The 24,286-nt window shown below is 61.6% G+C and carries 19 protein-coding genes and 1 pseudogene; 15 read left to right on the top strand and 5 right to left on the bottom strand.

All coding sequences use genetic code 11. The annotated features are described in order from the left end of the window. Nucleotides 1-411: 411 nt before the first annotated feature. Both putA and VRB54_RS02020 read left to right on the top strand, forming a co-directional pair. Nucleotides 412-4,365 (top strand): trifunctional transcriptional regulator/proline dehydrogenase/L-glutamate gamma-semialdehyde dehydrogenase, encoded by a 3,954-nt coding sequence (gene putA / locus VRB54_RS02025; protein ID WP_338479334.1) that lies wholly within the window; start codon nucleotides 412-414, stop codon nucleotides 4,363-4,365. 1,206 nt (nucleotides 4,366-5,571) lie between these two features. Next, nucleotides 5,572-7,374, top strand: a complete 1,803-nt coding sequence (locus VRB54_RS02020) for an acyl-CoA dehydrogenase (RefSeq protein ID WP_338479333.1) — start codon at nucleotides 5,572-5,574, stop codon at nucleotides 7,372-7,374. On the opposite strand, the gene VRB54_RS02015 is transcribed toward VRB54_RS02020, so the two are convergent. Beyond that, nucleotides 7,371-7,661, bottom strand: coding sequence for a cell division protein ZapA (locus tag VRB54_RS02015; RefSeq protein ID WP_057008469.1), 291 nt, complete (start codon nucleotides 7,659-7,661; stop codon nucleotides 7,371-7,373). The genes VRB54_RS02020 and VRB54_RS02015 overlap by 4 nt on opposite strands. Further along, nucleotides 7,658-7,888, bottom strand: coding sequence for a hypothetical protein (locus VRB54_RS02010; protein ID WP_338479331.1), 231 nt, complete (start codon nucleotides 7,886-7,888; stop codon nucleotides 7,658-7,660). Before VRB54_RS02010 ends, VRB54_RS02015 begins: the two co-directional genes overlap by 4 nt. A 223-nt stretch (nucleotides 7,889-8,111) precedes the next feature. Here VRB54_RS02010 and VRB54_RS24440 point away from each other — a divergent pair. The 6 genes and pseudogenes from VRB54_RS24440 to VRB54_RS01985 form a co-directional block, all read left to right on the top strand. After that, nucleotides 8,112-8,936 (top strand): annotated as a pseudogene (locus tag VRB54_RS24440) (MCP four helix bundle domain-containing protein); the annotation flags it as partial. After that, nucleotides 8,919-9,791 carry a methyl-accepting chemotaxis protein gene (locus VRB54_RS24435; protein ID WP_422396091.1) on the top strand — a complete coding sequence of 291 codons (873 nt, stop codon included), beginning with the start codon at nucleotides 8,919-8,921 and terminating at the stop codon, nucleotides 9,789-9,791. The pseudogene VRB54_RS24440 and the gene VRB54_RS24435, both read left to right, overlap by 18 nt. A gap of 383 nt (nucleotides 9,792-10,174) precedes the next feature. Beyond that, entirely contained in the window at nucleotides 10,175-11,917 is a 1,743-nt protein-coding gene (locus VRB54_RS02000; protein ID WP_209987700.1) for a potassium/proton antiporter, read from the top strand. 51 nt (nucleotides 11,918-11,968) lie between these two features. Beyond that, the gene (mscK, locus tag VRB54_RS01995) at nucleotides 11,969-15,352 is read left to right on the top strand and encodes a mechanosensitive channel MscK (RefSeq protein WP_338479329.1); all 3,384 of its coding nucleotides are present in this window, start codon (nucleotides 11,969-11,971) and stop codon (nucleotides 15,350-15,352) included. A 48-nt stretch (nucleotides 15,353-15,400) separates the two neighbouring features. Further along, nucleotides 15,401-16,864 carry a protein adenylyltransferase SelO gene (gene selO, locus VRB54_RS01990; protein ID WP_338479328.1) on the top strand — a complete coding sequence of 488 codons (1,464 nt, stop codon included), beginning with the start codon at nucleotides 15,401-15,403 and terminating at the stop codon, nucleotides 16,862-16,864. 95 nt (nucleotides 16,865-16,959) lie between these two features. Next, nucleotides 16,960-17,442 (top strand): GNAT family N-acetyltransferase, encoded by a 483-nt coding sequence (locus VRB54_RS01985; RefSeq protein WP_338479327.1) that lies wholly within the window; start codon nucleotides 16,960-16,962, stop codon nucleotides 17,440-17,442. Here VRB54_RS01985 and VRB54_RS01980 read toward each other — a convergent pair. Together VRB54_RS01980 and VRB54_RS01975 are read right to left on the bottom strand one after the other, a co-directional pair. Further along, a complete protein-coding gene (locus VRB54_RS01980) occupies nucleotides 17,435-17,836 on the bottom strand; it encodes a helix-turn-helix domain-containing protein (RefSeq protein WP_209987689.1) in 402 nt (133 codons plus the stop codon). The genes VRB54_RS01985 and VRB54_RS01980 overlap by 8 nt on opposite strands. Then, complete coding sequence (locus VRB54_RS01975; RefSeq protein WP_338479326.1) at nucleotides 17,833-18,129, bottom strand: type II toxin-antitoxin system HigB family toxin; 297 nt, start codon at nucleotides 18,127-18,129, stop codon at nucleotides 17,833-17,835. Before VRB54_RS01975 ends, VRB54_RS01980 begins: the two co-directional genes overlap by 4 nt. A gap of 234 nt (nucleotides 18,130-18,363) precedes the next feature. Between VRB54_RS01975 and trxC the strand changes: the two genes are divergently transcribed. Then, nucleotides 18,364-18,798, top strand: coding sequence for a thioredoxin TrxC (gene trxC, locus VRB54_RS01970; protein ID WP_338479325.1), 435 nt, complete (start codon nucleotides 18,364-18,366; stop codon nucleotides 18,796-18,798). 144 nt (nucleotides 18,799-18,942) lie between these two features. On the opposite strand, the gene VRB54_RS01965 is transcribed toward trxC, so the two are convergent. Then, nucleotides 18,943-19,713, bottom strand: coding sequence for a ParA family protein (locus tag VRB54_RS01965; RefSeq protein WP_338479324.1), 771 nt, complete (start codon nucleotides 19,711-19,713; stop codon nucleotides 18,943-18,945). Nucleotides 19,714-20,030: 317 nt separating this feature from the next. On the opposite strand from VRB54_RS01965, the gene VRB54_RS01960 reads away from it, so the two are divergent. Genes VRB54_RS01960 through VRB54_RS01935 form a run of 6 tightly spaced genes read left to right on the top strand, consistent with a single transcriptional unit; the run spans nucleotide 20,031 to nucleotide 24,261 of the window. Continuing rightward, on the top strand, nucleotides 20,031-20,753 hold the full coding sequence (locus tag VRB54_RS01960; RefSeq protein ID WP_338479323.1) for a beta-ketoacyl synthase chain length factor: 723 nt from the start codon (nucleotides 20,031-20,033) through the stop codon (nucleotides 20,751-20,753). Further along, complete coding sequence (locus tag VRB54_RS01955; RefSeq protein ID WP_338479322.1) at nucleotides 20,729-21,541, top strand: lysophospholipid acyltransferase family protein; 813 nt, start codon at nucleotides 20,729-20,731, stop codon at nucleotides 21,539-21,541. The genes VRB54_RS01960 and VRB54_RS01955 overlap by 25 nt, the downstream gene beginning before the upstream one ends. Next, entirely contained in the window at nucleotides 21,519-21,788 is a 270-nt protein-coding gene (locus VRB54_RS01950) for a phosphopantetheine-binding protein (protein WP_057008480.1), read from the top strand. The genes VRB54_RS01955 and VRB54_RS01950 overlap by 23 nt, the downstream gene beginning before the upstream one ends. A gap of 9 nt (nucleotides 21,789-21,797) precedes the next feature. Further along, nucleotides 21,798-22,052, top strand: a complete 255-nt coding sequence (locus VRB54_RS01945; RefSeq protein ID WP_003187949.1) for an acyl carrier protein — start codon at nucleotides 21,798-21,800, stop codon at nucleotides 22,050-22,052. Continuing rightward, complete coding sequence (locus VRB54_RS01940) at nucleotides 22,049-22,594, top strand: hypothetical protein (RefSeq protein WP_338479321.1); 546 nt, start codon at nucleotides 22,049-22,051, stop codon at nucleotides 22,592-22,594. The genes VRB54_RS01945 and VRB54_RS01940 overlap by 4 nt, the downstream gene beginning before the upstream one ends. Further along, nucleotides 22,591-24,261, top strand: coding sequence for an AMP-binding protein (locus tag VRB54_RS01935; protein ID WP_338479320.1), 1,671 nt, complete (start codon nucleotides 22,591-22,593; stop codon nucleotides 24,259-24,261). The genes VRB54_RS01940 and VRB54_RS01935 overlap by 4 nt, the downstream gene beginning before the upstream one ends. Nucleotides 24,262-24,286: the final 25 nt, after the last annotated feature.

The following is a 24,286-nucleotide window of genomic DNA, read 5'->3' as shown; positions in this document are numbered from 1 at the left end:
ACCCGCTGTGTAGCGGATAGACGAACCTGCGTGCCGCGCATTTATGACTGGCGTTTCCCCAGGAAAGCCGCCAGCCGATGAACCGAACCTCTAAGGTGGTTGCACCTTGGCCGCGAATGCTATTCAACAAAGCAAATAAGGTGCAACCAGTTTCTTGAGAATAAGTTGCACCTTGGTGTGTTTGAGCTTTAAAACCGGTTTTTTGCTCCTTTTCGGAGCAAACAATGCACATCTCAGAAGCAAAATGCACCAGCACGAAACACGCGCGACCATGCCCTGACTATTTCAGATGAAACGTCAAATGTTTCATGGAGAAAAAGGGTTGCACCCGGTTGCACCTTCGCCTGTGCTAGCGCTAATCTTGCCGCCAGCAGATGCCACTCGGTTAGTGGCACCCATGAGGATAAGAAAATGGCTACGACCACCCTTGGGGTCAAACTCGACGACCCGACCCGCGAACGCCTCAAGGCCGCCGCGACCTCCATTGATCGCACGCCGCACTGGCTGATCAAGCAGGCGATTTTCAATTACCTGGAGAAACTGGAGGGTGGTGCAACCCTGACCGAACTCAACGGTTTGAGCAGTAAGGAAGCCGATGAAGCGGGCGAGGTCCAGGCCGACCACGCGCACCAGTGCTTCCTCGAGTTCGCCGAAAGCATCCTGCCACAGTCCGTGCTGCGCGCCTCGATCACCGCCGCTTACCGCCGCCCGGAGCCGGAAGTGGTGCCGATGCTGATCGAACAGGCACGCCTGCCGGCATCGATGGCCGAAGCCACCAACAAGCTGGCTGCTTCGATTGCCGAGAAGCTGCGCAATCAGAAAAGCGCCGGCGGCCGTGCCGGGATTGTTCAGGGACTGCTGCAGGAGTTTTCCCTGTCGTCCCAGGAAGGCGTGGCGCTGATGTGCCTGGCCGAAGCGCTGTTGCGCATCCCGGACAAGGGCACCCGCGACGCGCTGATCCGCGACAAGATCAGCACCGGCAACTGGCACCCGCACCTGGGCAACAGCCCGTCGCTGTTCGTCAATGCCGCCACCTGGGGTTTGCTGCTGACCGGCAAGCTGGTCGCCACCCATAACGAGGCAGGCTTGACCTCGTCCCTGAGCCGTATCATCGGCAAGAGCGGTGAGCCGATGATCCGTAAGGGCGTCGACATGGCCATGCGCCTGATGGGCGAACAGTTCGTCACCGGCGAAACCATCGCCGAAGCACTGGCCAATGCCAGCAAGTTCGAAGCCAAGGGCTTCCGCTATTCCTACGACATGCTCGGTGAAGCCGCACTCACCGAACACGATGCGCAGAAGTACCTCGCGTCGTACGAACAGGCCATTCACTCCATCGGCAAAGCGTCCCACGGCCGTGGGATTTATGAAGGCCCGGGCATCTCCATCAAGCTCTCCGCCCTGCACCCGCGCTACAGCCGTGCGCAGTACGAGCGCGTGATGGACGAGTTGTACCCGCGCCTGCTCTCGCTGACGCTGCTGGCCAAGCACTACGACATCGGCCTGAACATCGACGCCGAAGAAGCCGACCGCCTGGAGCTGTCCCTGGACCTGCTCGAACGCCTGTGCTTCGAGCCGCAACTGACCGGCTGGAACGGCATCGGCTTTGTGATCCAGGCCTATCAGAAGCGTTGCCCGTACGTGATCGACTACGTCATCGACCTGGCGCGCCGCAGCCGCCATCGCCTGATGATCCGCCTGGTCAAAGGTGCGTACTGGGACAGCGAGATCAAGCGCGCCCAGGTCGAAGGCCTCGAAGGCTACCCGGTATATACCCGCAAGGTGTACACCGACGTGTCCTACATTGCCTGCGCCCGCAAACTGCTGTCGGTGCCGGAAGCCATCTACCCGCAGTTCGCCACGCACAACGCCCACACCCTGTCGGCCATCTACCATATCGCCGGTCAGAACTATTACCCCGGCCAGTACGAGTTCCAGTGCCTGCACGGCATGGGCGAGCCTTTGTACGAGCAAGTGGTGGGCAAGGTATCCGAGGGCAAGCTGAACCGTCCGTGCCGCGTGTACGCCCCGGTCGGCACCCACGAAACGTTGCTGGCCTACCTGGTGCGCCGCCTGCTGGAAAACGGCGCCAACACCTCATTCGTCAACCGGATTGCCGACCAGTCCATCTCCATTCAGGAGCTGGTGGCCGACCCAGTGGCCAGCATCGAGCAAATGGCCACGCTGGAAGGCGGCTTCGGCCTGCCGCACCCGCGTATCCCGTTGCCGCGCGACCTGTACGGCAGCGATCGCGCCAACTCGGCCGGTATCGACCTGGCCAACGAACACCGGTTGGCGTCGCTGTCCTGCGCCCTGCTCGCCACCGCCCACAACGACTGGAAAGCCGCACCGATGCTCGGTTGCGCCTCCAGCGATCAGGCGGCGGCGCCGGTTCTCAACCCGTCCGACCTGCGTGACATCGTCGGCCATGTGCAGGAAGCCACGGTCGAAGACGTCGACAATGCAATCCAGTGCGCCATCAGCGCCGGCCCGATCTGGCAGGCCACCCCGCCCGCCGAACGTGCCGCCATCCTGGAACGCGCCGCCGACCTGATGGAAGGCGAAATCCAGCCGCTGATGGGGCTGCTGGCCCGCGAAGCCGGCAAGACCTTCGCCAATGCCATCGCCGAAGTGCGCGAAGCCGTGGACTTCCTGCGTTATTACGCGGTGCAGGCGCGCAACGATTTTACCAACGACGCCCATCGCCCCCTCGGCCCGGTGGTGTGCATCAGCCCGTGGAACTTCCCGCTGGCGATCTTCAGCGGTCAAGTCGCTGCCGCACTGGCCGCCGGCAACCCGGTATTGGCCAAGCCAGCCGAGCAGACGCCGCTGGTCGCCGCCCAAGCTGTGCGCATCCTGCTCGAAGCCGGCATACCCGAAGGCGTGCTGCAACTGCTGCCGGGCCAGGGTGAAAGCGTGGGTGCCCGTCTGGTGGGCGATGAGCGCGTCAAAGGCGTGATGTTCACCGGTTCCACCGAGGTCGCGCGTCTGCTGCAACGCAATGTCGCCGGTCGCCTCGATGCCCAGGGCCGCCCGATCCCGCTGATCGCCGAAACCGGCGGCCAGAACGCGATGATCGTTGACTCTTCGGCGCTCACCGAACAAGTGGTGATCGACGTGGTGTCCTCGGCCTTCGACAGCGCCGGCCAGCGTTGCTCGGCCCTGCGTGTGCTTTGCCTGCAGGAAGATTCGGCAGACCGTGTCATCGAAATGCTCAAGGGCGCCATGGCTGAATGCCGCCTGGGCAACCCGGAACGCCTGTCGGTGGACATCGGCCCGGTGATCGACGCCGAAGCCAAGGCCGGCATCGAGAAACACATCCAGGCCATGCGCGACAAAGGCCGCAACGTGTATCAGGTGGCGATTGCCGACGGCGAAGAGATCAAGCGCGGCACCTTCGTGATGCCTACCCTGATCGAGCTGGAAAGCTTCGACGAGCTGCAACGGGAGATCTTCGGCCCGGTGCTGCACGTGGTGCGCTACAAACGCAAGGAGATCGACCAACTCATCGGCCAGATCAATGCGTCCGGCTATGGCCTGACCCTGGGCGTGCACACCCGCATCGACGAGACCATCGCCAAGGTGATCGACAACGTCAATGCCGGTAACGTCTACGTCAACCGCAACATTGTGGGTGCCGTGGTCGGCGTGCAGCCGTTCGGCGGCGAAGGCTTGTCGGGCACTGGTCCGAAAGCCGGTGGACCGCTGTACCTGTACCGCCTGCTGTCGACCCGTCCTACGGATGCCATCGAGCAGTCCTTCGTACGTTGCGACAATCTGGTCGCCCCGGACGTACGCCTGCGCGATGCCATGAGCCAGCCACTGAACGCCCTGAAAACCTGGGCCGACAGCCACACCTTCAACGAACTGAGCGCCCTGTGCACCCAGTTCGCCGCGCAATCGCAAAGCGGTATCACCCGCCAACTGGCCGGCCCGACCGGCGAACGCAACAGCTACGCCATCCTGCCCCGCGAGCACGTGTTGTGCCTGGCGCAAATAGAAGGCGACCTGTTGACCCAACTGGCGGCGGTATTGGCAGTAGGCGGCTCGGCGGTATGGCCGGAAACCGACCTGACCAAGGCCTTGTTCCCACGCCTGCCGAAGGAGGTTCAGGCCAAGATCAAGCGCGTGGCCGACTGGACCAAAGACGAGGTGGTGTTCGACGCGGTCCTGCACCATGGCGACTCCGACCAACTGCGCGCGGTCTGCCAGCAAGTGGCGCAGCGTGGCGGGGCGATTGTCGGAGTGCATGGTTTGTCACAGGGCGAAACGTCGATTGCCCTGGAACGCCTGGTCATCGAGCGCGCGTTGAGCGTGAACACCGCCGCGGCAGGCGGCAACGCCAGCCTGATGACCATCGGCTAACTGACGAAATGCGGTAAAAATGTGCGAGGGGCTTGCTCCCGATGGCAGCGTGTCAGTCACCCTTATGAGACTGACACGCCGCCATCGGGAGCAAGCCCCCTCCCACATTGGGTCTCGCTTCATATTTAAATCTAAATTGGCAAAGGAAAATTAGCTGCACAATAAAATGCTATGGACAGTGCAACGGGAATTAGAATGACTGCCCTTATTGCCTGAGGAATTGTGTGCCGCTTGATTTTCTCAAAACCTATAATCAGCAACCGTGCGGCTCCCACTACAACTAGGCCCCAACAAAAAACATTAAAGAACTCTTCAAATGAAAAACCATCCATAAAGCCTCTCAAGCCAATACGAAACATCAGGTAATTAATAAAAGTTTCAGCTCGCGCCATGACCGCGAAGGGTCACTCACCTGCCAATATCAGGCGGCGCTGTTTGGACCAGTAAATCTAGTGACATACCCTCCAGCTAGCCCTGCGTAAAGGCTGCTCATAGCAACGCCTAAAGACTGGGCTGTCGTGGTCGGCGTATAAAAACCTGCGACTGCACCCGTTGTCATTGCCGCAATAGCACCACTCAAATTCGCAGACTGGCCGGCACCAGCCTGGCTTCCTACATATGCCAGCCCTCCCGCTACAGCTCCTGCAGCGGCCCCCCACGGCCCAACCGCTCCTGTGACTTTTTCAATTTCATCAGATGTCAATTTACGCATTCGCTTACCCCATAAAAATTAGAAGCCTCATGCTGGCTCGGCCTGAGTGAGACCGACCGCACGCAATGGCTTGAGTTATCTGCCACTATCGTCTGATTTAGCGTGCAAAGATCGTTAGTATTTACCGTCGCACGATAGCAAAGAATAAAGTTCTGCATGCACCGCTGACACCCTACAGTTGCAGGGGGCAGGGAACTATCACCGCAGGAAAATGCCGGTTTGTTGGCGAGCCAATTCAAGTGCGGGTTACACAGCCAATACGGTATAAGCCTGCTCGCCACAAAATTCGCTCGCCTCGAAAGCTCATTGACGCTCAATACCTGAACGTGAAATGTTAATCCTCAAAAATCAGAAGTTGTTTCGATAATTGACGAGAGCTGGAGTGATCTCAACTACCCTGTGGCGTTCTGCCCCTCTATCACCCAAATCAATCTTGCTATCCAGTCTCTATTTACGCACTTAGACTCGGCCTATTCCCACATAGGTAAGCCGCCATGTCCGAGACGCTGCTCAGTTCCCGCAATCTGGCTTTCGAGCTGTATGAAGTCCTCGATGCCGAGGGCCTGACCCAGCGCGAGCGGTTTGCCGAGCACAACCGCGAAACCTTCGACGCGGCCATCAGCACCGCGCGCTCCATCGCCGAAAAGTACTTCGCGCCGCACAACCGCAAAAACGATGAAAACGAACCGCGCTACGAAGACGGCAAAGCCATCCTGATTCCGGAAGTGAAACCGGCAGTGGATGCGTTCCTCGAAGCCGGCTTTCTCAACGCAGCACGCAGTTTCGAAGCGGGCGGCATGCAACTGCCCACCCTGCTGTCGCAAGCGTGTTTCGCGCATTTCCAGTCGGCCAACGCTGCGTCCACGTCCTACCCGTTCCTGACCATGGGCGCCGCCAACCTGATTGAGAGTTTCGGCACTGAGGAGCAGAAGCAGCGCTTCCTGCAGCCAATGATCGACGGGCGTTTCTTCGGCACCATGGCCCTCACCGAACCCCACGCCGGTTCGTCCCTGTCGGATATTCGTACGCGCGCCGAGCCTGCGGCTGACGGCAGCTACCGCCTCAAGGGCAACAAGATCTTCATCTCCGGCGGCGACCACCCGCTGTCGGAAAACATCGTGCACATGGTGCTGGCCAAGCTGCCGGATGCGCCGGCCGGGGTGAAGGGCATTTCGCTGTTTATCGTGCCCAAATTCCTGGTCAACGACGACGGCAGCCTGGGCGAGCGCAACGATGTGCTGCTGGCCGGGCTGTTTCACAAGATGGGCTGGCGCGGCACTACATCAACCGCGCTCAACTTCGGCGATAACGGTAACTGCGTCGGTTATCTGGTGGGCAAACCGCACCAGGGCCTCAGCTGTATGTTTCAGATGATGAACGAAGCGCGGATTGGCGTGGGCATGGGCGCCGTGATGCTCGGTTACGCCGGTTATCTGTATTCCCTGAACTACGCGCGCGAACGCCCGCAAGGTCGTCTGCCGGACAGCAAGGACCCGGGCACCGCGCCGGTGTCGATCATCCAGCACGCCGATATCAAGCGCATGCTGCTCACCCAGAAAGCCTACGTCGAAGGCGCCTTCGACCTGGGCCTGTACGCTGCGCGGCTGTTCGATGACACCACCACGCTGGCCACCGACACCGAGCGCAAGCAGGCCCATGAACTGCTGGACCTGCTCACCCCCATCGTCAAATCCTGGCCGTCGGAGTTCTGCCTCAAGGCCAACGAACTGGCGATCCAGATCCTCGGCGGCCACGGTTATACCCGCGAATACCCGGTGGAGCAGTACTACCGCGACAACCGCCTGAACCCGATCCACGAGGGCACCCACGGCATTCAGTCGCTGGACTTGCTGGGGCGCAAGCTCGCGCAGAATGGCGGCGCAGGCCTCAAGCAGCTGATTCGATTGATCGCCCAGACGGGCGCACAGGCCCAGGAACACCCGTCACTGACCGCGCTGCGTGAACCGCTGGAACAGTTGGTCACCCGTCTGCAAGGTGTAACGCTCGGCCTGCTCACCGACCTCGCTCAGGGCAAGGTCAACAGCAGCCTGGCGAACTCGGCGCTGTACCTGAAAGTGTTCGGACACACGGTGATCGGCTGGCGCTGGCTGGAACAGGCGATTCGCGCCGAGGAAGGGCTGGCCAAAGGCAATGCCGCGGACGCCGCCTTCTATAAAGGCAAGCTCCAGGCCGCCCGGTATTTCCTGACCTGGGAAGTACCGGGCTGCCATCACGAACTGGACATTCTGGAGGCGCGCGACGACACGTGCCTGGGGATGCAGGATGAGTGGTTCTAGGACTGGATCGCCTTGGAAATCACCTCGACCGTGGCGCTGACTTGCTCTTGGTAACGGTCGAGTTCCTGCTGGTGACGCTGCTGCATCTCGATCTGCTCGGCGCACAGATTGAGCGCGGCCAGTACCAATAATTTGTCACCGATCAGGGTCGGGTACTTTTTCTTGGTGGTGGCCAGGGATGCCTTGAGCATCGTCACGGCGTGCAACAGGGTCTGGTCTTCCCCGGCCGGCGCCTTGATCGAGTAATCCTCACCGAGAATCGAAACGACCTTTATCCCATCGTTCATGCGCTGACAGGCCCTGCGCTTACACGCTCAACGAGTGCCTGGATGCGCGCGGCGGTCGCGCCGTGCTTTTCTTCCTGCTCCATCAGGCTCAGTTGCAGGCTGTCGTTTTCATCCCTGGCGCTGGCAAGTTCAGCCTTGAGGGATTCGTTGCTGCTCAGCAGGTCTTGATTGTGCTGTACCAGGTCGCTGACCAGTTGTTCCAGTTGGCTGAGGGACGCTTCTAACATTTTGATTTCTCGAGCTTTTAAAAGGGCGGTGACGATAAAGAAAATTCACCTCGGATGCCAGGGTTATCCCCCGGCGCGCAGCCCGATATTCCGGGGCCGGGCCACGCTTTCGAGCCTTAGTGACTGCAATTACCCCATCTGGTTCCTGAATCGGTCAACGCCCTGACCAACTGCGACAAAAGCGCACGCCCGCTTCAGACTTCGGCCACTGAGCCGATAGCGCATGCACACCCCGTCTCATGGCCGCATGGATCGCGCTTCACCCCAGGACTCCAGCATGTCTCTTCGTAATATGAATATCGCGCCGCGCGCCTTTTTGGGCTTTGCGCTGATTGGTGCACTCATGTTGTTTCTCGGCGTGTTCGCCCTGAACCAGATGAGCAAGATCCGCGCGGCCACCGAAGACATCACCCTGGCCAGCGTGCCCAGCATTCGCGCCCTGGATGATTTCACCCAATTGACCCTGCGCCTGCGGGTGCTGTCATACCGCCTGCTGACCAACCGCGAGCCCGACGTGCAGCAGAAAACCCTGGAAGCCTTCGAACTGCGTAACCAGCAGATCCGCTCGGCCCAGGGCATTTACGAAAAGCTGATCGAAGGCCAGGAAGAACGCGCCGCCTACGACGAATACGTGCGCTTGCTAGGCCAATACCGCCAGATCGAAGAACGCATGAAGAGCCTGTCCCGGGCCAACCAGACCGATGAGCTGCGCGTGCTGCTCAACACCGAGCTGCTGAGCAACTCCGAGCAGGTCAACGCGGTATTGGCGCGCTTGCTCGACCTCAACAACAAGATGGCCCTGGCCACCAATCAGGAGGCCACGGACCAGTACAGCTCGGCCTTCAATCTGGTGGTGGGCCTGCTGGCGATCACCACCCTGATGACCGTGTTGTTCGCCTGGCTGCTGACCCGCAGCATCACCTCGCCGATCTCCCAGGCCCTGGATGCCGCCGAAGAAATCGCCGAGGGCAACCTCACACGTCCAATCAAGGTCGACGGCAACGACGAAGCCGGTCGCCTGCTGGCGGCCATGGCCAAGATGCAGGAAAAACTGCGCGACACGCTGCAACGCATTTCCGGCTCCGCCACCCAGCTTGCGTCGGCAGCCGAGGAGCTGAATGTCGTGACCGACGAAAGCGCCCGTGGCCTGACCCGGCAGAACAACGAAATCGAACAGGCCGCCACCGCCGTCAACGAGATGACCAGCGCCGTGGAGGAAGTCGCGCGCAATGCCGTCAGCACCTCCGAAGCGTCGCGCAACGCCACGGCCTCCGCCGGTGACGGCCGTGATCTGGTACAGGAAACCGTCAGCGCCATCGAGCGCATGAGCGGTGATGTGCAAGCCACCGCCACATTGATCGGCGAGCTGGCCAATGAATCGCGCGATATCGGCAAGGTGCTCGACGTGATCCGTGGCCTGGCCGACCAGACCAACCTGCTGGCGCTGAACGCGGCGATTGAAGCGGCGCGTGCCGGCGAAGCCGGGCGTGGCTTTGCCGTGGTGGCCGACGAAGTGCGGGCGCTGGCCCACCGCACCCAGCAATCGACCAGCGAAATCGAACGCATGATCGGCAGTATTCAGTCCGGCACCGAGCACGCGGTGGATTCGATGCGCAACAGCACCGAACGCGCCGAATCGACCTTGAGCATCGCCAAGGGAGCAGGGCTGTCGCTCGATACCATCAACACGGCGATTGTGGAAATCAACGAGCGCAACCTGGTGATCGCCAGCGCCGCCGAAGAACAGGCGCAGGTGGCGCGGGAAGTGGACCGCAACCTGGTGAATATCCGTGACCTGTCGGTGCAATCGGCGACCGGCGCCAGCCAGACCAGCGCGGCAAGCAGCGAGCTGTCGCGCCTGGCGGTGGATTTGAACGGCATGGTCGGCCGCTTCCGCCTCTGACTCACTGCACCGGCTCAAAAATGTGGGACCCTCATGGTCTTCGAACGGTGGCGAGCGGGCTTGCCCCGCGTTGGGCTGCGCAGCAGCCCCAAACCCAGACTATGAGCAATATCAGGTACACCGTGCTTTCCTTAATTGGGGGCGCTTCGCACCCCAACGCAGGGCAAGCCTGCTCGCCACAGGGATATGGGTTTCCTGAAATAGTTAGTCGGTAGATTTGATACCGACACACCGCTATCGAGCGCAAGTCCCTACTACATTTGATCGGTGCGAATCAGAAAAAGCTTTTTGACAGCGCAGCAATTCAACAGGTTAGAATCCCTGGCACGCAGACTGCATGGTCAGTTTGCGCCTTGTCCTTTTTGCTCACGGAGTAACTGCCTTTGAATGCGACAACCATCAACAGCCTGTTCTTGATCGGCGCGTTGCTGGTGAGTGCGAGCATTCTGGTGAGTTCTCTTTCGTCCCGCCTGGGCATCCCGATCCTGGTGATCATCCTGGCCGTGGGCATGGTCGCCGGCGTCGACGGCGGCGGCATCATCTTCGATAACTACCCGACCGCCTACCTGGTGGGCAACCTCGCCCTCGCCGTGATCCTGCTCGACGGTGGCCTGCGCACGCGGGTGGCGAGTTTTCGCGTGGCGCTGTGGCCGGCATTGTCGCTGGCCACGGTGGGGGTGCTGATCACCACGGGCCTTACCGGCATGGCGGCGGCCTGGCTGTTCGACCTCAATATCATTCAAGGCCTGTTGATCGGCGCGATTGTCGGCTCCACTGACGCCGCCGCGGTGTTTTCGCTGCTGGGCGGCAAGGGCCTGAACGAGCGGGTCACCGCCAGCCTGGAAATCGAATCCGGCAGCAACGACCCAATGGCGGTGTTTCTCACCGTCACCCTGATCGACATGCTCGCCAGCGGCCAGACCGGCCTGCACTGGAGCCTGCTGACACACTTGGTGCGCGAGTTCGGCATCGGCGGCATCATCGGCCTGGGCGGCGGCTGGCTGATGCTGCAGATGGTCAACCGCATCAACCTGGCGGCGGCCCTGTACCCGATCCTGGTAATCGCCGGCGGCCTGTTCGTGTTCGCCCTGACCAACGCCCTGCACGGCAGCGGCTTCCTCGCCGTCTACCTGTGCGGCCTGGTGATCGGCAACCGGCCGGTGCGCAGCCGTCATGGCATTTTGCATATGCTCGACGGCATGGCCTGGCTGGCGCAGATCGGCATGTTCCTGGTGCTGGGCCTGCTGGTCACCCCCCACGACCTGCTGCCGATCGCCCTGCCCGCCCTCGGCCTGGCACTGTGGATGATCCTGTTTGCGCGGCCGCTGTCAGTGATGGTCGGCCTGCTGCCGTTCAAGGCCTTCCACGGCCGCGAAAAAGCCTTTATCGCCTGGGTCGGCCTGCGTGGCGCGGTGCCGATCATCCTCGCGGTGTTCCCGCTGATGGCCGGCCTGCCCCATGCGCAGCTGTATTTCAACCTGGCGTTCTTTATCGTGCTGGTGTCGCTGCTGGTGCAGGGCACCAGCCTGCCGTGGGTGGCCAAGCTGCTCAAAGTCACCGTTCCGCCAGACCCTGCGCCTATCTCCCGTGCCGCCCTGGAAGTACACGTCACCAGCGAGTGGGAGCTGTTCGTCTACCGCCTGGGCGCGGAAAAATGGTGCATCGGCGCGGCCCTGCGCGAGCTGAAAATGCCCGAGGGCACGCGGATTGCCGCGCTGTTCCGAGGCCAGCAACTGCTCCATCCGTCGGGTAGTACGGTGCTGGAAGTCGGTGATCTGCTCTGCGTGATCGGCCATGAGCACAACCTGCCGGCCCTCGGCAAGCTGTTCAGCCAGGCACCGCAACGAGGTCTCGACCTGCGCTTCTTCGGCGACTTCGTCCTCGAAGGCGACGCCCAGCTGGGCGCGGTCTCGGCGCTGTACGGGCTCAAGCTCGACGGCATCGACCCGGACATGCCGCTCAGCCGCTTCATCACGCAAAAGGTCGGCGGCGCGCCGGTGGTGGGCGACCAGGTGGAGTGGAACAACACCCTGTGGACAGTCGCGGCCATGGACGGGAACAGAATCGGAAAAGTCGGCGTCAAATTCCCCGAAGGAAGTCGCCCGGGTCCCGGACTCTTCCTCTAAACTGCGGGGCCACGACGCCCCCCGATTCTTCACCTAGCACGACCGGTCTCTATGCCAACCCTGCGCACTTTTCTCGCCTCCGCCCTGCTGGGCCTGACCCTTTGTGTCGGCACCGTCAACGCTGCCGAACCGCCCAGCGCCGACGCCATCCAGCAAACCCTGGACAAGCTGCCCGACCGCAAGCTGCCCGACGCCGACATGAAGGCGTTGCAGGGCATCCTGCAACAGACCCTGACCTACCTGGGCAACCAGCAGGATTACGAGCAACGCCTCGCCGACCTCAAGCGCCAGCTGGCCGAAGCGCCACGCGAGACCATCGACAACCAGCGCGAGCTGGCGCGCCTCAAGGCCACCAAACCGATCCCCGTGGCCCAACGCTACGCCAACCAGCCCGTGTCGCAGCTGGAGCAACTGCTGGTGCAACGCACCACGCAGCAAGGCGATCTGCAAAAGGCGCTGGCCGACGCCAACAGCCTGACCATCGCCGCCCAGACCCGCCCGGAACGCGCCCAGACCGAAATCAGCAGCAGCCAGACGCGCATCCTGCAGATCAACTCGATCCTCAAAACCGGCAAGGATAACGGCAAGGCGATCAACGCCGACCAGCGCAACCAACTGAACGCCGAACTCGCCGCGCTGAATGCGCTGATTCCCCTGCGCCGCCAGGAACTGGCCGGCAACAGCCAACTGCAGGACCTGGGCAACAGCCAGCACGACCTGATCCAGGAAAAAACCGCACGCCTGGAGCAGGAAATCCAGGACCTGCAAACCCTGATCAACCAGAAACGCCTGGCCCAGTCGCAGCAGACGGTGACCCAACAGTCCATCGAAGCGCAGAAAGCCGGTGGCAGCAGCATCCTCGCGACCGAAAGCGCCGAGAACCTGAAGCTCTCCGACTACCTGCTCAAAAGTACCGACCGCCTCAACGACCTGACCCAGAAAAACCTGCAGACCAAGCAGCAACTGGACACCGTCACCCAAAGCGATTCGGCGCTGGACGAGCAGATCAATGTGCTCAAGGGCAGCCTGCTGCTCTCCAAGATCCTCTATAAACAGAAGCAGGCCCTGCCCCACCTCACCGTGGACCGCGACCTGGCCGACGACATCGCCAACATTCGTCTGTACCAGTTCGAGGTCAACCAGCAGCGCGAGCTGATCAGTTCGCCCACTGCCTATGTGGATAACCTGCTGGCCAACCAGCCGCCGGACGATGTCACCCCGCAACTGCGGCGCACCCTGCTGGAACTGGCGGTCACCCGCAGCGACCTGCTCGAACGCCTGAGCCGCGAGCTGAGCGCCCTGCTCAACGAATCCATCACCCTGCAGCTGAACCAGAAACAACTGCTGAGTACCGCCACCACTCTGCGCGCCACCCTCGATGAGCAGATGTTCTGGATCCCCAGCAACAAGCCGCTGGACGCCGAGTGGCTGGAAACCGTGCCGGCGCACCTGAGCAAGCAGGTCACCACGCTGCCGTGGGCCTCCAGCGTCAGCGAACTGTACGATGGCCTGACCCAACGCCCGCTGCTGTTTCTGCCCTTGCTGCTGTTGATCGGCGCGCTGTTGTGGCGGCGCAAGGCGCTGTACCACCGCTTGAACCGGGTCCACCTGGACATCGGCCACTTCAAGCGCGACAGCCAGTGGCACACGCCGCAGGCCATCCTGATCAATATCCTGCTGGCGATGCCGGTGTCCCTGGGCCTGGCGCTGTGCGGCTATGCGCTGCAGATCGACGCCCGCGGGCAAAACGCCAACCTCGGCTCGGCCCTGCTGCAACTCGCCCAGGCGTGGCTGGTGTTCTACACCGCCTATCGCATCCTCGCGCCGGGCGGCGTGGCCGAACTGCACTTTCGCTGGGAGAAACCCCAGGTTCAATTCCTGCAAGGCTGGGTACGCAAGCTCGGGCTGGTGGTGCTGGCGCTGGTGGCGGTGGTGGCGATTGCCGAACACCAACCGGCGGCGCTGGCCGACGACGTGCTGGGCATCGGCGTGGTGCTCACCTGCTACGCCTTGATGGCCTGGCTGCTGAGCCGTCTATTGCTCAATAGCCCGACCCACGAAAAAGCCTCTCTGTTTCGCAAGGTCGCGGGCATTCTGTTTACCGCCCTGCCCGTCGCGCTGTTTGTCGCGGTGTGCTTCGGTTACTACTACACCGCGCTCAAGCTCAGCGACCGCCTGATCAACACCCTGTACCTGCTGATGCTGTGGCTGGTGATCGAAGCCACGTTCGTGCGCTGGCTCAGCGTTGCCGCGCGGCGCCTGGCCTACGCGCGGGCCCTGGCCAAACGCCAGGCCGCCAAGGAAGCCGGTGAAGGCGAAGCGGTGGTTGAAGAGCCGACCCTGGACATCGAGAAGGTCAACGAACAGTCCTTGCGACTGATCCGCCTGGCCCTACTGGGTGGCTTTATCGCCGCGCTGTACTGGGTGTGGTCGGACCTGATCTCGGTATTTTCCTACCTCGACAACGTCACGCTCTACGAATACACCAGCGGCACCGGCGCCAACATCAGCATGGTGCCCATCAGCATCGGCGACCTGCTCGGCGCGCTGATCATCGTCGGCATCACCTTCGCCCTGGCGCGCAACCTGCCAGGTCTGCTGGAAGTGCTGGTGCTGTCCAAGCTGGAGCTGGCCCAGGGCAGCGCCTACGCCATCACCACCTTGCTGTCCTACGTGATTGCCGGCTTCGGTATTGTGTCCACCCTCGCCACCCTCGGCGTGAGCTGGGACAAGTTGCAGTGGCTGGTCGCGGCGCTGTCACTGGGTATCGGTTTCGGGATGCAGGAAATCTTCGCCAACTTCATCTCCGGCATCATGATCCTGTTCGAGCGTCCGGTGCGCATTGGCGACACCATCACCATCGGCAACCTGTCGGGCACGGTGAGCAAGATCCGCATCCGCGCCACCACCATCACCGACTTCGACCGCAAGGACATCATCGTCCCGAACAAAACCTTCATCACCGGGCAACTGATCAACTGGTCGCTGACCGACACCATCACCCGCGTCACCTTGAAGCTGGGCGTGGACTACGGCTCCGATCTGGACCTGGTGAAGGAATTGCTGCTCAAGGCCGCGCGGGAAAACCCACGGGTGTTGAAAGACCCGGAACCCCATGTGTACTTCCTCAACTTCGGCGAAAGCACCCTCGACCACGAGCTGCGCATGCGCGTGCGCGACCTGGGCGACCGCAACCCGGTGCTGGACGAGGTCAACCGCTACATCAACAGCGAATTCAAAAAGCAGCACATCAACATCTCGTTCCGCCAGATGGAGGTGTACCTGAAAAACATGCACGGTCAGGAATACAAACTGGTGCCGGCCGAAGACGAGCGAAAGACTCTCGTGTGCCCGGTTCCAGAGCCTGAAGTACCCGAGCCGCCTGCCGCCAACGTGGTGGACGCACCGGAACCGCCGCCGAGCAAACTCGACTAAACCGCCCTTCCCCAGCAGAATGCTCGGACATTCTGCTGGAGATGGCCGGTGAAAGCCCTCGACGAACTGACCTTCGACAACCGCTTCGCACGCCTGGGCGATGCATTCTCAACCCACGTGCTGCCAGACCCCCTCGACGAACCGCGCCTTGTGGTGGCGAGCGATGCCGCCATGGCATTGCTCGACCTCGACCCGGCCGTGGCCCAAACGCCGGTATTCGCCGAACTGTTCAGCGGCCATAAATTGTGGGAAGCAGCAGAGCCGCGGGCGATGGTCTATTCCGGGCATCAGTTCGGCGGCTACAGCCCGCAATTGGGTGATGGGCGCGGTTTGCTGCTGGGCGAGGTATATAACGCGGCGGGCGAACACTGGGACCTGCACCTGAAGGGCGCCGGCATGACGCCTTACTCGCGCATGGGCGATGGTCGCGCCGTGCTGCGCTCCTCGATTCGCGAGTTCCTCGCCTCCGAAGCCCTGCATGCCCTGGGCATCCCCAGCAGCCGCGCGCTGTGCGTGATCGGCTCCAGCACGCCGGTCTGGCGCGAAAAACAGGAACGCGGCGCGATGGTCCTGCGCCTGGCACCGAGCCATATCCGCTTCGGCCATTTCGAATACTTCTACTACACCAAAAAGCACGAGCAACAGGCCGAACTGGCCGAACATGTGCTCAACCTGCACTACCCCGAATGCCGCGAGCAGCCCGAGCCGTACCTGGCCATGTTCCGCGAAATCGTCGAACGCAACGCCGAGATGATCGCCAAGTGGCAGGCCTACGGCTTCTGCCATGGCGTGATGAACACCGACAACATGTCGATCCTCGGCATCACCTTCGACTTTGGCCCGTTCGCGTTCCTCGATGACTTTGATGCGCACTTCATCTGCAACCACTCCGATCACGAAGGGCGCTACTCCTTCAGCAATCAGGTGCCCATCGGCCAATGGAACCTCAGCGCACTGGCCCAGGCACTCACGCCATTTATCAGCGTGGATGCCTTGAAAGAGGCGCTGGGCCTGTACCTGCCGCTGTACCAGACCCACTACCTGGACCTGATGCGCCGCCGACTGGGACTGACCACCGCCGAAGAAGATGACCATAAACTGGTGGAGCGGCTGCTCGCGCTGATGCAGAACAGTGGCGTGGACTACACGTTGTTCTTCCGCCGTTTGGGCGATGAGTCCGCAGCACTGGCCGTGGCGCGGTTGCGCGATGATTTTGTCGATATGGCCGGCTTTGATACCTGGGCCGACCTGTACAAGGCCCGCGTTGCGCGGGACGGGGCATACAGCGAAGAACAGCGCCGCGCGCGGATGCACGCGGTCAACCCGCTGTATATCCTTCGCAACTATTTGGCACAAAACGCCATCGCCGCTGCCGAGGCAGGGGATTACAGCGAGGTTCAGCGATTGCATGAGGTGCTGACCAAACCTTTTGAAGAACAGGCGGGGATGGAGCAGTACGCACAGCGCCCGCCCGATTGGGGCAAGCATTTGGAGATTAGTTGTTCGTCGTAAGGAGACGGATCGTGAGGTTTTCCGACATACCAGCAGCACTGTTACGCAGCCCCCATTTACAGCTTGCCGCGCCGACAATCGACAAAGCAGAACAGATGCACCGGCTGATCCAGGACTTCACCCAACCCCACACCGACTTTCTGGTGTGGGCAAAAGGCCGCAACAGCCTGGAAGATGCCCGCGCCAACCTGCAAACGGCTGTGGATAACTTCAGCGCCGATCAGAACGAATACAAGTTCCTGATTATCGACAACAGCTGCGACGCGCTGGTCGGCTGCATCAGCCTGTTTATCCGCGACCTGCGCATTCCGCACCTGGAAATCGGCTACTGGATCGGCACCGACAGCATGGGCAAAGGCTACGCCAGCGAAGCGTGCGCCCTGGTGCGCGACCTTGCCGTTGAGTTCTTCAACGCCAAACGAATCGACCTCACCACCGCCCGCCGCAATACCCGCAGCATCAAGGTGGCAGAGCGATGCGGGTTCGAATGCGAGGCGGTGCTGTCCAATGCGCGGGTCGATAACGCAGGGGTGGTGGACGACACCTGCGTGTATGTGTTCAAAGGCGCGTCTAGATAAAAGTTTCCACCGACACGCCAAAACGATCCGCCAGCCAGCGGATCTGCCGCAGGTTGAGCTGGCGTTTGCCGCTCAGTACTTCAGAGACCACTGATTGGGCGCCAACACCCGGCAAGTCGCTCTGGGTGAGGTTGTGCTCGCGCATCATGTAGCGCAGAACATCGACGCCACTGGCCACAGGCATAGGACGATGCTCTTGATCGTAGGCCTCGATCCAATCGCTGAGGATGTCCACCAGGCTCATCAGAGGACTGTCCCCATCCTCGCCGATCAGACTCAATAACTCGTCCAATCCGCACACCAGAGCGTCGTAGTCCGCCTCGTTTTCCGGCTTTCGCAGCACGGGTGAGACAAATTGCCAGTGGTCGGCAGCGACCCGCATAAGCGCACTCATCTGATTTTTTCCTTCCATTTATCTTTCTCATAATCGCGATGATCAAGCAGGTGCTTGATGTAAACGCGTTGCACCCGATAGTCCACACAAGCAATCAATCTCAGCTTGTTGCCCCCAATATCAAACACATGAAAATCGCCGACCTTGTCAGTGGCGGGAAACATGGTCTTCATTGCTGCAAAGTCCTTGGGGTGGTTTCGCTTCATAACCCGATACCACTGATCCAAAGCTGTTGCTGAACGTGGCCACTGTTCCTTTGCTTCCCAGATCCTTTTCTCGCTGATCACTCGCATGCAACATCCCTATCGCATCTTGCTATGGAGACTAAGCCCGAACGCAAACTATCGCAATTTGCGATAACGTCAAACGGACCAATGGTGCTGTTTCGAACAAGCATTCCTAGCCTAGATAGGCCAGCGAGGATCAACACGGACGATTCTGTGAGCATATGCTTCACCGCAGCCGAGCTTGATAAAGTCCACGCCTGACGCCAAATAGAAGGATTGGCCACACTCAAGGAGCCCACCATGTCCGAACCGCTTGTAATCCCCTGCCCTCATTGCAATAGCCTCAACCGCATCCCCGGTGAACGCCTGAGCGATGCCCCAAAATGCGGGCGCTGCAAACAGCCGGTGTTGCTGAAAAAGCCGTTTGAGCTGAAACAGGGCGATTACGCCAGCCAGATCAAGGGCGACTTGCCTTTGCTGGTGGATGTGTGGGCCGACTGGTGTGGGCCGTGCAAATCGTTTGCGCCGGTGTTCGAGCAGGCTGCCGGGCAGCTCGAGGGCAAATGCCGGCTGACCAAGCTGGACAGTGAAGCAAACCAGCAGTTGTCGGCGCAGTTGGGGATTCGGTCGATTCCGAGTTTGATCCTGTTCAGGAATGGCCGGGAAGTGGCGCGCCAGAGTGGAGCGTTTCCATTGCCGCATTTGATGAGCTGGTTGCGAAGCCAAGGGGTGTAAACCCGCCCTTGAAACCGGCGCAGGCCAATGTGGGAGGGGCTTGCTCCCGATGGCGGCGGGTCAGTCAACACGTCTGTTACTGACCCACCGTCATCGGGAGCAAGCCCCCTCCCACAGTTTTTTGCGTTGTGTCTGAACCTTGCCTCAAGTGCTCTCGAGCAAGTTATGCAACTGCACAAACTGCTGCGTCAGCTTGTGCCGTGGGTCCAGGTGAATCAGCGGTTTGCTCTCCTGGTGCGACTCGCGCATGCGCACCGAGCTGGCCAAGTACACGGGCAACACCGGCAGCCCTTCGGCGATCAACTCGTCCAGCATTTGCTGCGGCAGGCTCGCCCGGGCCTGGAACTGGTTGACCACGATGCCTTCCACTTCGAGGCTTTCGTTGTGGTCTTCCTTCAATTCTTCGATTTCCGCCAGCAGGCCGTAGAGGGCCTGACGCGAAAAATTGTCACAGTCGAAGGGGATCAGCACACGATCGGCGGCAATCAGCGCCGATACCGCATAAAAGTTCAGGGCCGGCGGCGTGTCGAGGTAGATCCGGTCGTAATCTTCACTCAGTTCGTCCAGCAACTTTCGCAGTTTGTTGATCTTGTGCTTGGCCTCGAGCTTGGGTTGCAGGTCGGCCAGCTCCGGCGTTGCGGTAATCACATGCAGGTTGTCGAACGGCGTTTCGTAGATATCCACCTTATTCTTCTTGGAAAACGGCCCGGAAGACAGCGTTTGCTTGAAAAAATCGGCGATTCCCATGGGGATATCGTTGCCGGTCAGCCCGGTGAGGTACTGGGTGGAGTTGGCTTGTGCATCGAGGTCCACCAACAGGGTTCGATAGCCTTCGCTGGCGCTGACCGCCGCCAGGTTGCAGGCGATGCTGGACTTGCCGACCCCGCCTTTTTGATTGAACACCACACGCCGCATGGGGAAACCTCCGGGTATCAATGAATGCCCGAGTGTAGAGGGCAAAAGCGCCTGTTAGCTACCTCGCTGATCAATGCAGTGCAAGCCAGCTCCATACGCCCAAATTAGGAAAGGTCCGACGATCCCATTCAGTCGGCGGTCAAGCACAATCCGTAACCCTTCTCAGGCAAAATTCAATCAACCGTGAACAATTATTTACCAATGTTTGCTAGAACCCCGCAGCACCGGGATAATGCGCGCCATTCGGCCCTGCGCTGTCCCGGAAAACCGGGGCATCGGTGGCACATGGAAGCCCGCAGGGGCGGGATAACTTCTCAGTGATCAACTTCAGCATCGCCCAATGGCGCGCCTGGGCTCCCGGCCTCGACAGCGCGGACGACTGGCACGCCTGGTGCCGGGCCCCGGTGTTGCTGCCCACCAGCGAAGCTTGCCCTGACGTGTCATTTTTACCGGCCATGCAGCGCCGGCGCCTCAGCCGCCTGGCGCGCATGGCATTCAGCGTGGGTTGGCCGCTGGCAGAGGGCCTGCAGGACCTGCCGCTGGTGTTTATTTCCCGGCATGGCGAAACCCCGCGCACCCTCGACATCCTCAGCGACCTGGCCAATGACGAACCCCTGTCACCCACCCAGTTCAGCCTGTCGGTGCACAACGCGGTGGTGGGGCTGTGGTCGATCCTGCGCAATGAGACCAGCGAAATGACCGCCCTGGCCGCCGCCGGCGACGGTCTGGAACACGGCGTGCTCGAAGCCGCCGCACTGCTCAACGAAGGCGCGCCGGCGGTGTTGCTGGTGATCACCGAAGAACAGCCGCCCGCCGCCTACACCGGCTGGATCCACGACGTACCGTTCCCCTATGCCCTCGGCCTGCTGCTGACCCCGGGCGACGAGTGGCAGCTGGAACTCACCGGCAGCACTGTCCAACCCTCGACCGCCGCCCAGTGGCCCCACGCGCTGAACCTGCTGCGCACCCTGCTCACCGAACAGGGCGCCTGCCAACATGCCTGGAAGAACCGAGTATGGAATTGGCAACGCAAGCTGTGACCGACAAACCCCGAGACGCCTACTACTGGCGCCTGTTCGCCACCGCCGCGAGCTTTTTCCTGTTCGGCCTGGGCGGCCTGTGCCTGCGCCTGCTGGTATTTCCGCTGCTCAGTTGCCTGCCCGGCGGCGCGGCAAAGCACCAGCGCCGCGCCCGCCACACCATCAGCCGGCTGTTCTGGTTTTTCATTCGCCTGATGCAGCGCGCCGGTGTGCTGACCTACAGCGTCGAAGGCGCGGAAAAACTCGGACGCCCCGGCCAGATGATCGTCGCCAACCACCCTTCGCTGATCGATGTGGTGTTCCTGATCGGCCTGATGCGCCAGACCAACTGCGTGATCAAACGCAGCCTGTTTCAAAACCCGTTCACCCGCAGCCCGGTGCGCGATGCCGGCTACCTCAGCAACGACGGCAGCGCCGACATGCTCGATGCCGCCGCCGACGCCCTGCGCGCCGGGCAAACCCTGATCATTTTCCCCGAAGGCACCCGCACCACGCCCGGCGCTGCGCCGGCCTTTCATCGCGGCGCCGCCGCCATCGCGCTGCGGGGCGCATCGGTCATCACGCCCGTGGTGATCAAGGTCAGCCCCACCACCCTGACCAAGGCCGAACCCTGGTATCGCATTCCCAAACGTCGATTTCACTTCAGTTTGCGCGTGGGTGCCGATATAGAACCACAGGCGTTCGCCTCACTGGGGCCCGCGCCTCAGGCCTCGCGCAAGCTCAACGATTACCTGCACCACTATTTCATTAAGGAGCTCGCCGAAGATGAGCGACCAACAACGCCTTGAGCGCGACATAAAGATGCTGATCATCGAGGCCCTGGGCCTGGAAGACATCAGCGTCGACGACATTGGCAGCGAACAGACCCTGTTCGGCGAAGGCCTGGGCCTGGATTCGGTCGACGCCCTGGAACTGGGCCTGGCAATCCAGAAAAAGTACGGCATCAAGATCGATGCCGACGCCAAGGACACCCGTAACCACTTCACCAATGTGGCCTGCCTTGCGGCGTTCGTCACAGCCAGACAGGCAGCTTGAGACCGGACCATGCAAACTCGTGACGATATTTTCAACACCCTGCGCGATGCCCTGGTGGAACTGTTTGAACTGCCGCCGGAGCGCGTCACCCTCGACGCCAACCTGTATCAGGACCTGGAAATCGACAGCATCGATGCCGTGGACCTGATCGACCATATCAAGCGCCAGACCGGCAAGAAGATCGCCGCCGAGGAATTCAAGGCGGTGCGCACCGTCAACGACGTGGTTGAGGCGGTATACCGCCTGGTCCAGCCCGCCGCATGAGCCGGTTGATCGGCCTTGGCCTGTTGCTGGCGGGGCTGCTGTACCCGTTTGCGGTGTACTACGGCACCGAGCACTTTGCCCAGTGGCAGTTCGGCCTGCTGCTGGGCAGCCTGTGGCTGTTGCGCGCCTTTACCGGTGCGCCACGTCCCGGCAGCCGCTGGATGGCGGTGGCGGTGATCCTGTTCTGCCTGTTGCTGGCGTGGTTCGACAATCCCTACCTGCTACGTTGGTACCCAAGCCTGGTCAGCGCGTTCATGCTGGCGCTGTTCGGCCTGAGCCTTAAATACGGCCCGCCGATGGTCGAGCGCATAGCGCGCATCACCGAGCCTGTGCTGGCGCCCAAAGTGGTTGCGTACACGCGCCAGGTCACCGTGGTGTGGAGCGTGTTTTTTCTGTGTAATGGCCTGCTCGCCGCTGCCCTCACACTGTGGGCGCCGCTGAGCTGGTGGACGTTGTACAACGGCCTCATCGCCTACGGGCTGATGGGGCTGTTGTTTGCCGTGGAATGGCTGATACGACAAAGGGTTCGAGGCCGCGTATGAAAGGTTTGAAACTTGAGCACCTGCTGCTTGAGCCGCTGGAGCAGCGCCTGGTCACCACCGAGCCTGCGATGCACCATGCCCAACTGTGGACGCACGCCCTGAGCCTGGCGGCGGGCCTGCAGGCGCGCGGTATCCGCCGCCTGGCGGTGCACCTGGAAGACGCCGGCGTACTGGCGATTGCCCTGCTGGGCGCCTGGCGCGCCGGCGTGAGCGTGCTGCTGCCCGCCGACCTGCAACCGCACACGCGCCAACGCTGGGACGCATCCGTTGATGCCTGGCTGACCCAGGCTTCGGACCTCGACGCGTTGTACCAGGCGCCCCTGCCCGGCGCCGCCCTCGACCTCGACGCCTGCCAACTGAGCCTGTGCACCTCCGGCTCCAGCGGTGAACCCAAGCGCATCGACAAGACCCTGCGCCAGTTGGCCAACGAAGTCGACGCGCTGGAAACCCTGTGGGGCGCCGACCTCAAGGACGCCTGCATCATCGGCAGCGTTGCCACTCAACATATTTACGGCTTGCTGTTCCGCGTGCTGTGGCCGCTGTGCGCCGGGCGCAGCTTTGGTCGCACCCAACTGGCGTTTTCCGAAGACCTGCAGCGCGCCAGCCGCGAACATCCCCGGTTCGCCTGGGTCGCCAGCCCCGCACTGCTCAAGCGCATGGGCGACAACCTCGACTGGCCGGCGCTGAGCCAGGTGTCGCGGGTGTTTTCCTCCGGCGGCGCATTGCCTGTCGAGGCCGCCGGCAACCTGTATGATCGCCTGGGGCAATGGCCGACGGAAATCCTCGGCAGTTCGGAAACCGGCGGCATCGCCTGGCGCCAGGGCGCGCAACCCTGGCAGCCCTTTGCAGGCGTTGAGCTGAGCCAGGATGCCGACGGCGCGCTGCGTATCGCCTCGCCTTATTTGCCTGCCGGGCATATCGAACACACCGCCGACGCCGCACGCATCCATGCCGATGGCCGTTTCGAACTGCTGGGGCGACTGGACCGCATCGTCAAGCTGGAAGAAAAACGCATCTCCCTGCCGATGCTCGAACAGGCCCTGATGACTCACCCCTGGGTCACCGAAAACCGCTTGGGCGTGGTCCAGGAAAACCGTGCTTCCCTGGGCGCCCTGGTGGTACTGAGCGCCGAGGGCCTGCATGCCCTGCGCAATCAGGGCCGACGCGCGGTGACTCAAACTCTGCGCCAGCATTTAAGCCTGCATTGCGAAGCCCTCGCCTTGCCACGCCGTTGGCGCCTGCTGCGTCAGCTGCCACTCAACAGCCAGGGCAAGCTGCCCCAGGCCGAGATAGACGCGCTGTTACTGGCGCCCCGGCCCAAAGCGCCCGACGTACTGGAGCAGGTCGAAGCCGACGGCGAATGGACCCTGCAACTGAGCATCCCGCCGGACCTCGCGTATTTCAGCGGTCACTTCCCGGTCACACCGGTATTGCCAGGCGTGGTGCAGGTAGAGTGGGCATTCAACCTGAGCCAACAACTGATGGACGTGCCGACCCGGTTTGCCGGCATGGAAGTGCTCAAGTTCCAGCAACTGGTGCGTCCTGGCGATACCATCGAACTGCACCTGCGCTTTGACGCGCAACGCAGCAAGCTGTATTTCGCCTACCGCAATGCCGACACCGCCTGCTCCAGCGGCAGGATTCAGTTGGAGATGGCGAATGATTAACCTGTCGCAGCTGTTATGGCTAATG

This window comes from Pseudomonas trivialis (genome assembly GCF_036864995.1).
Taxonomy (GTDB): domain Bacteria; phylum Pseudomonadota; class Gammaproteobacteria; order Pseudomonadales; family Pseudomonadaceae; genus Aquipseudomonas; species Aquipseudomonas trivialis.
The sequence above is the reverse complement of the archived record's forward strand: the minus strand, read 5'-3'. Positions and strand labels throughout refer to the sequence as shown.

Coding starts and splice junctions, on each gene's coding strand:
- putA (WP_338479334.1), top strand. CDS start 412: ATGGCTACGACCACCCTTGGGGTCAAACTCGACGACCCGACCCGCGAA.
- VRB54_RS02020 (WP_338479333.1), top strand. CDS start 5,572: ATGTCCGAGACGCTGCTCAGTTCCCGCAATCTGGCTTTCGAGCTGTAT.
- VRB54_RS02015 (WP_057008469.1), bottom strand. CDS start 7,661: ATGAACGATGGGATAAAGGTCGTTTCGATTCTCGGTGAGGATTACTCG.
- VRB54_RS02010 (WP_338479331.1), bottom strand. CDS start 7,888: ATGTTAGAAGCGTCCCTCAGCCAACTGGAACAACTGGTCAGCGACCTG.
- VRB54_RS24435 (WP_422396091.1), top strand. CDS start 8,919: ATGGCCAAGATGCAGGAAAAACTGCGCGACACGCTGCAACGCATTTCC.
- mscK (WP_338479329.1), top strand. CDS start 11,969: ATGCCAACCCTGCGCACTTTTCTCGCCTCCGCCCTGCTGGGCCTGACC.
- VRB54_RS01985 (WP_338479327.1), top strand. CDS start 16,960: ATGCACCGGCTGATCCAGGACTTCACCCAACCCCACACCGACTTTCTG.
- VRB54_RS01980 (WP_209987689.1), bottom strand. CDS start 17,836: ATGAGTGCGCTTATGCGGGTCGCTGCCGACCACTGGCAATTTGTCTCA.
- VRB54_RS01975 (WP_338479326.1), bottom strand. CDS start 18,129: ATGCGAGTGATCAGCGAGAAAAGGATCTGGGAAGCAAAGGAACAGTGG.
- trxC (WP_338479325.1), top strand. CDS start 18,364: ATGTCCGAACCGCTTGTAATCCCCTGCCCTCATTGCAATAGCCTCAAC.
- VRB54_RS01965 (WP_338479324.1), bottom strand. CDS start 19,713: ATGCGGCGTGTGGTGTTCAATCAAAAAGGCGGGGTCGGCAAGTCCAGC.
- VRB54_RS01955 (WP_338479322.1), top strand. CDS start 20,729: ATGGAATTGGCAACGCAAGCTGTGACCGACAAACCCCGAGACGCCTAC.
- VRB54_RS01950 (WP_057008480.1), top strand. CDS start 21,519: ATGAGCGACCAACAACGCCTTGAGCGCGACATAAAGATGCTGATCATC.
- VRB54_RS01945 (WP_003187949.1), top strand. CDS start 21,798: ATGCAAACTCGTGACGATATTTTCAACACCCTGCGCGATGCCCTGGTG.
- VRB54_RS01940 (WP_338479321.1), top strand. CDS start 22,049: ATGAGCCGGTTGATCGGCCTTGGCCTGTTGCTGGCGGGGCTGCTGTAC.
- VRB54_RS01935 (WP_338479320.1), top strand. CDS start 22,591: ATGAAAGGTTTGAAACTTGAGCACCTGCTGCTTGAGCCGCTGGAGCAG.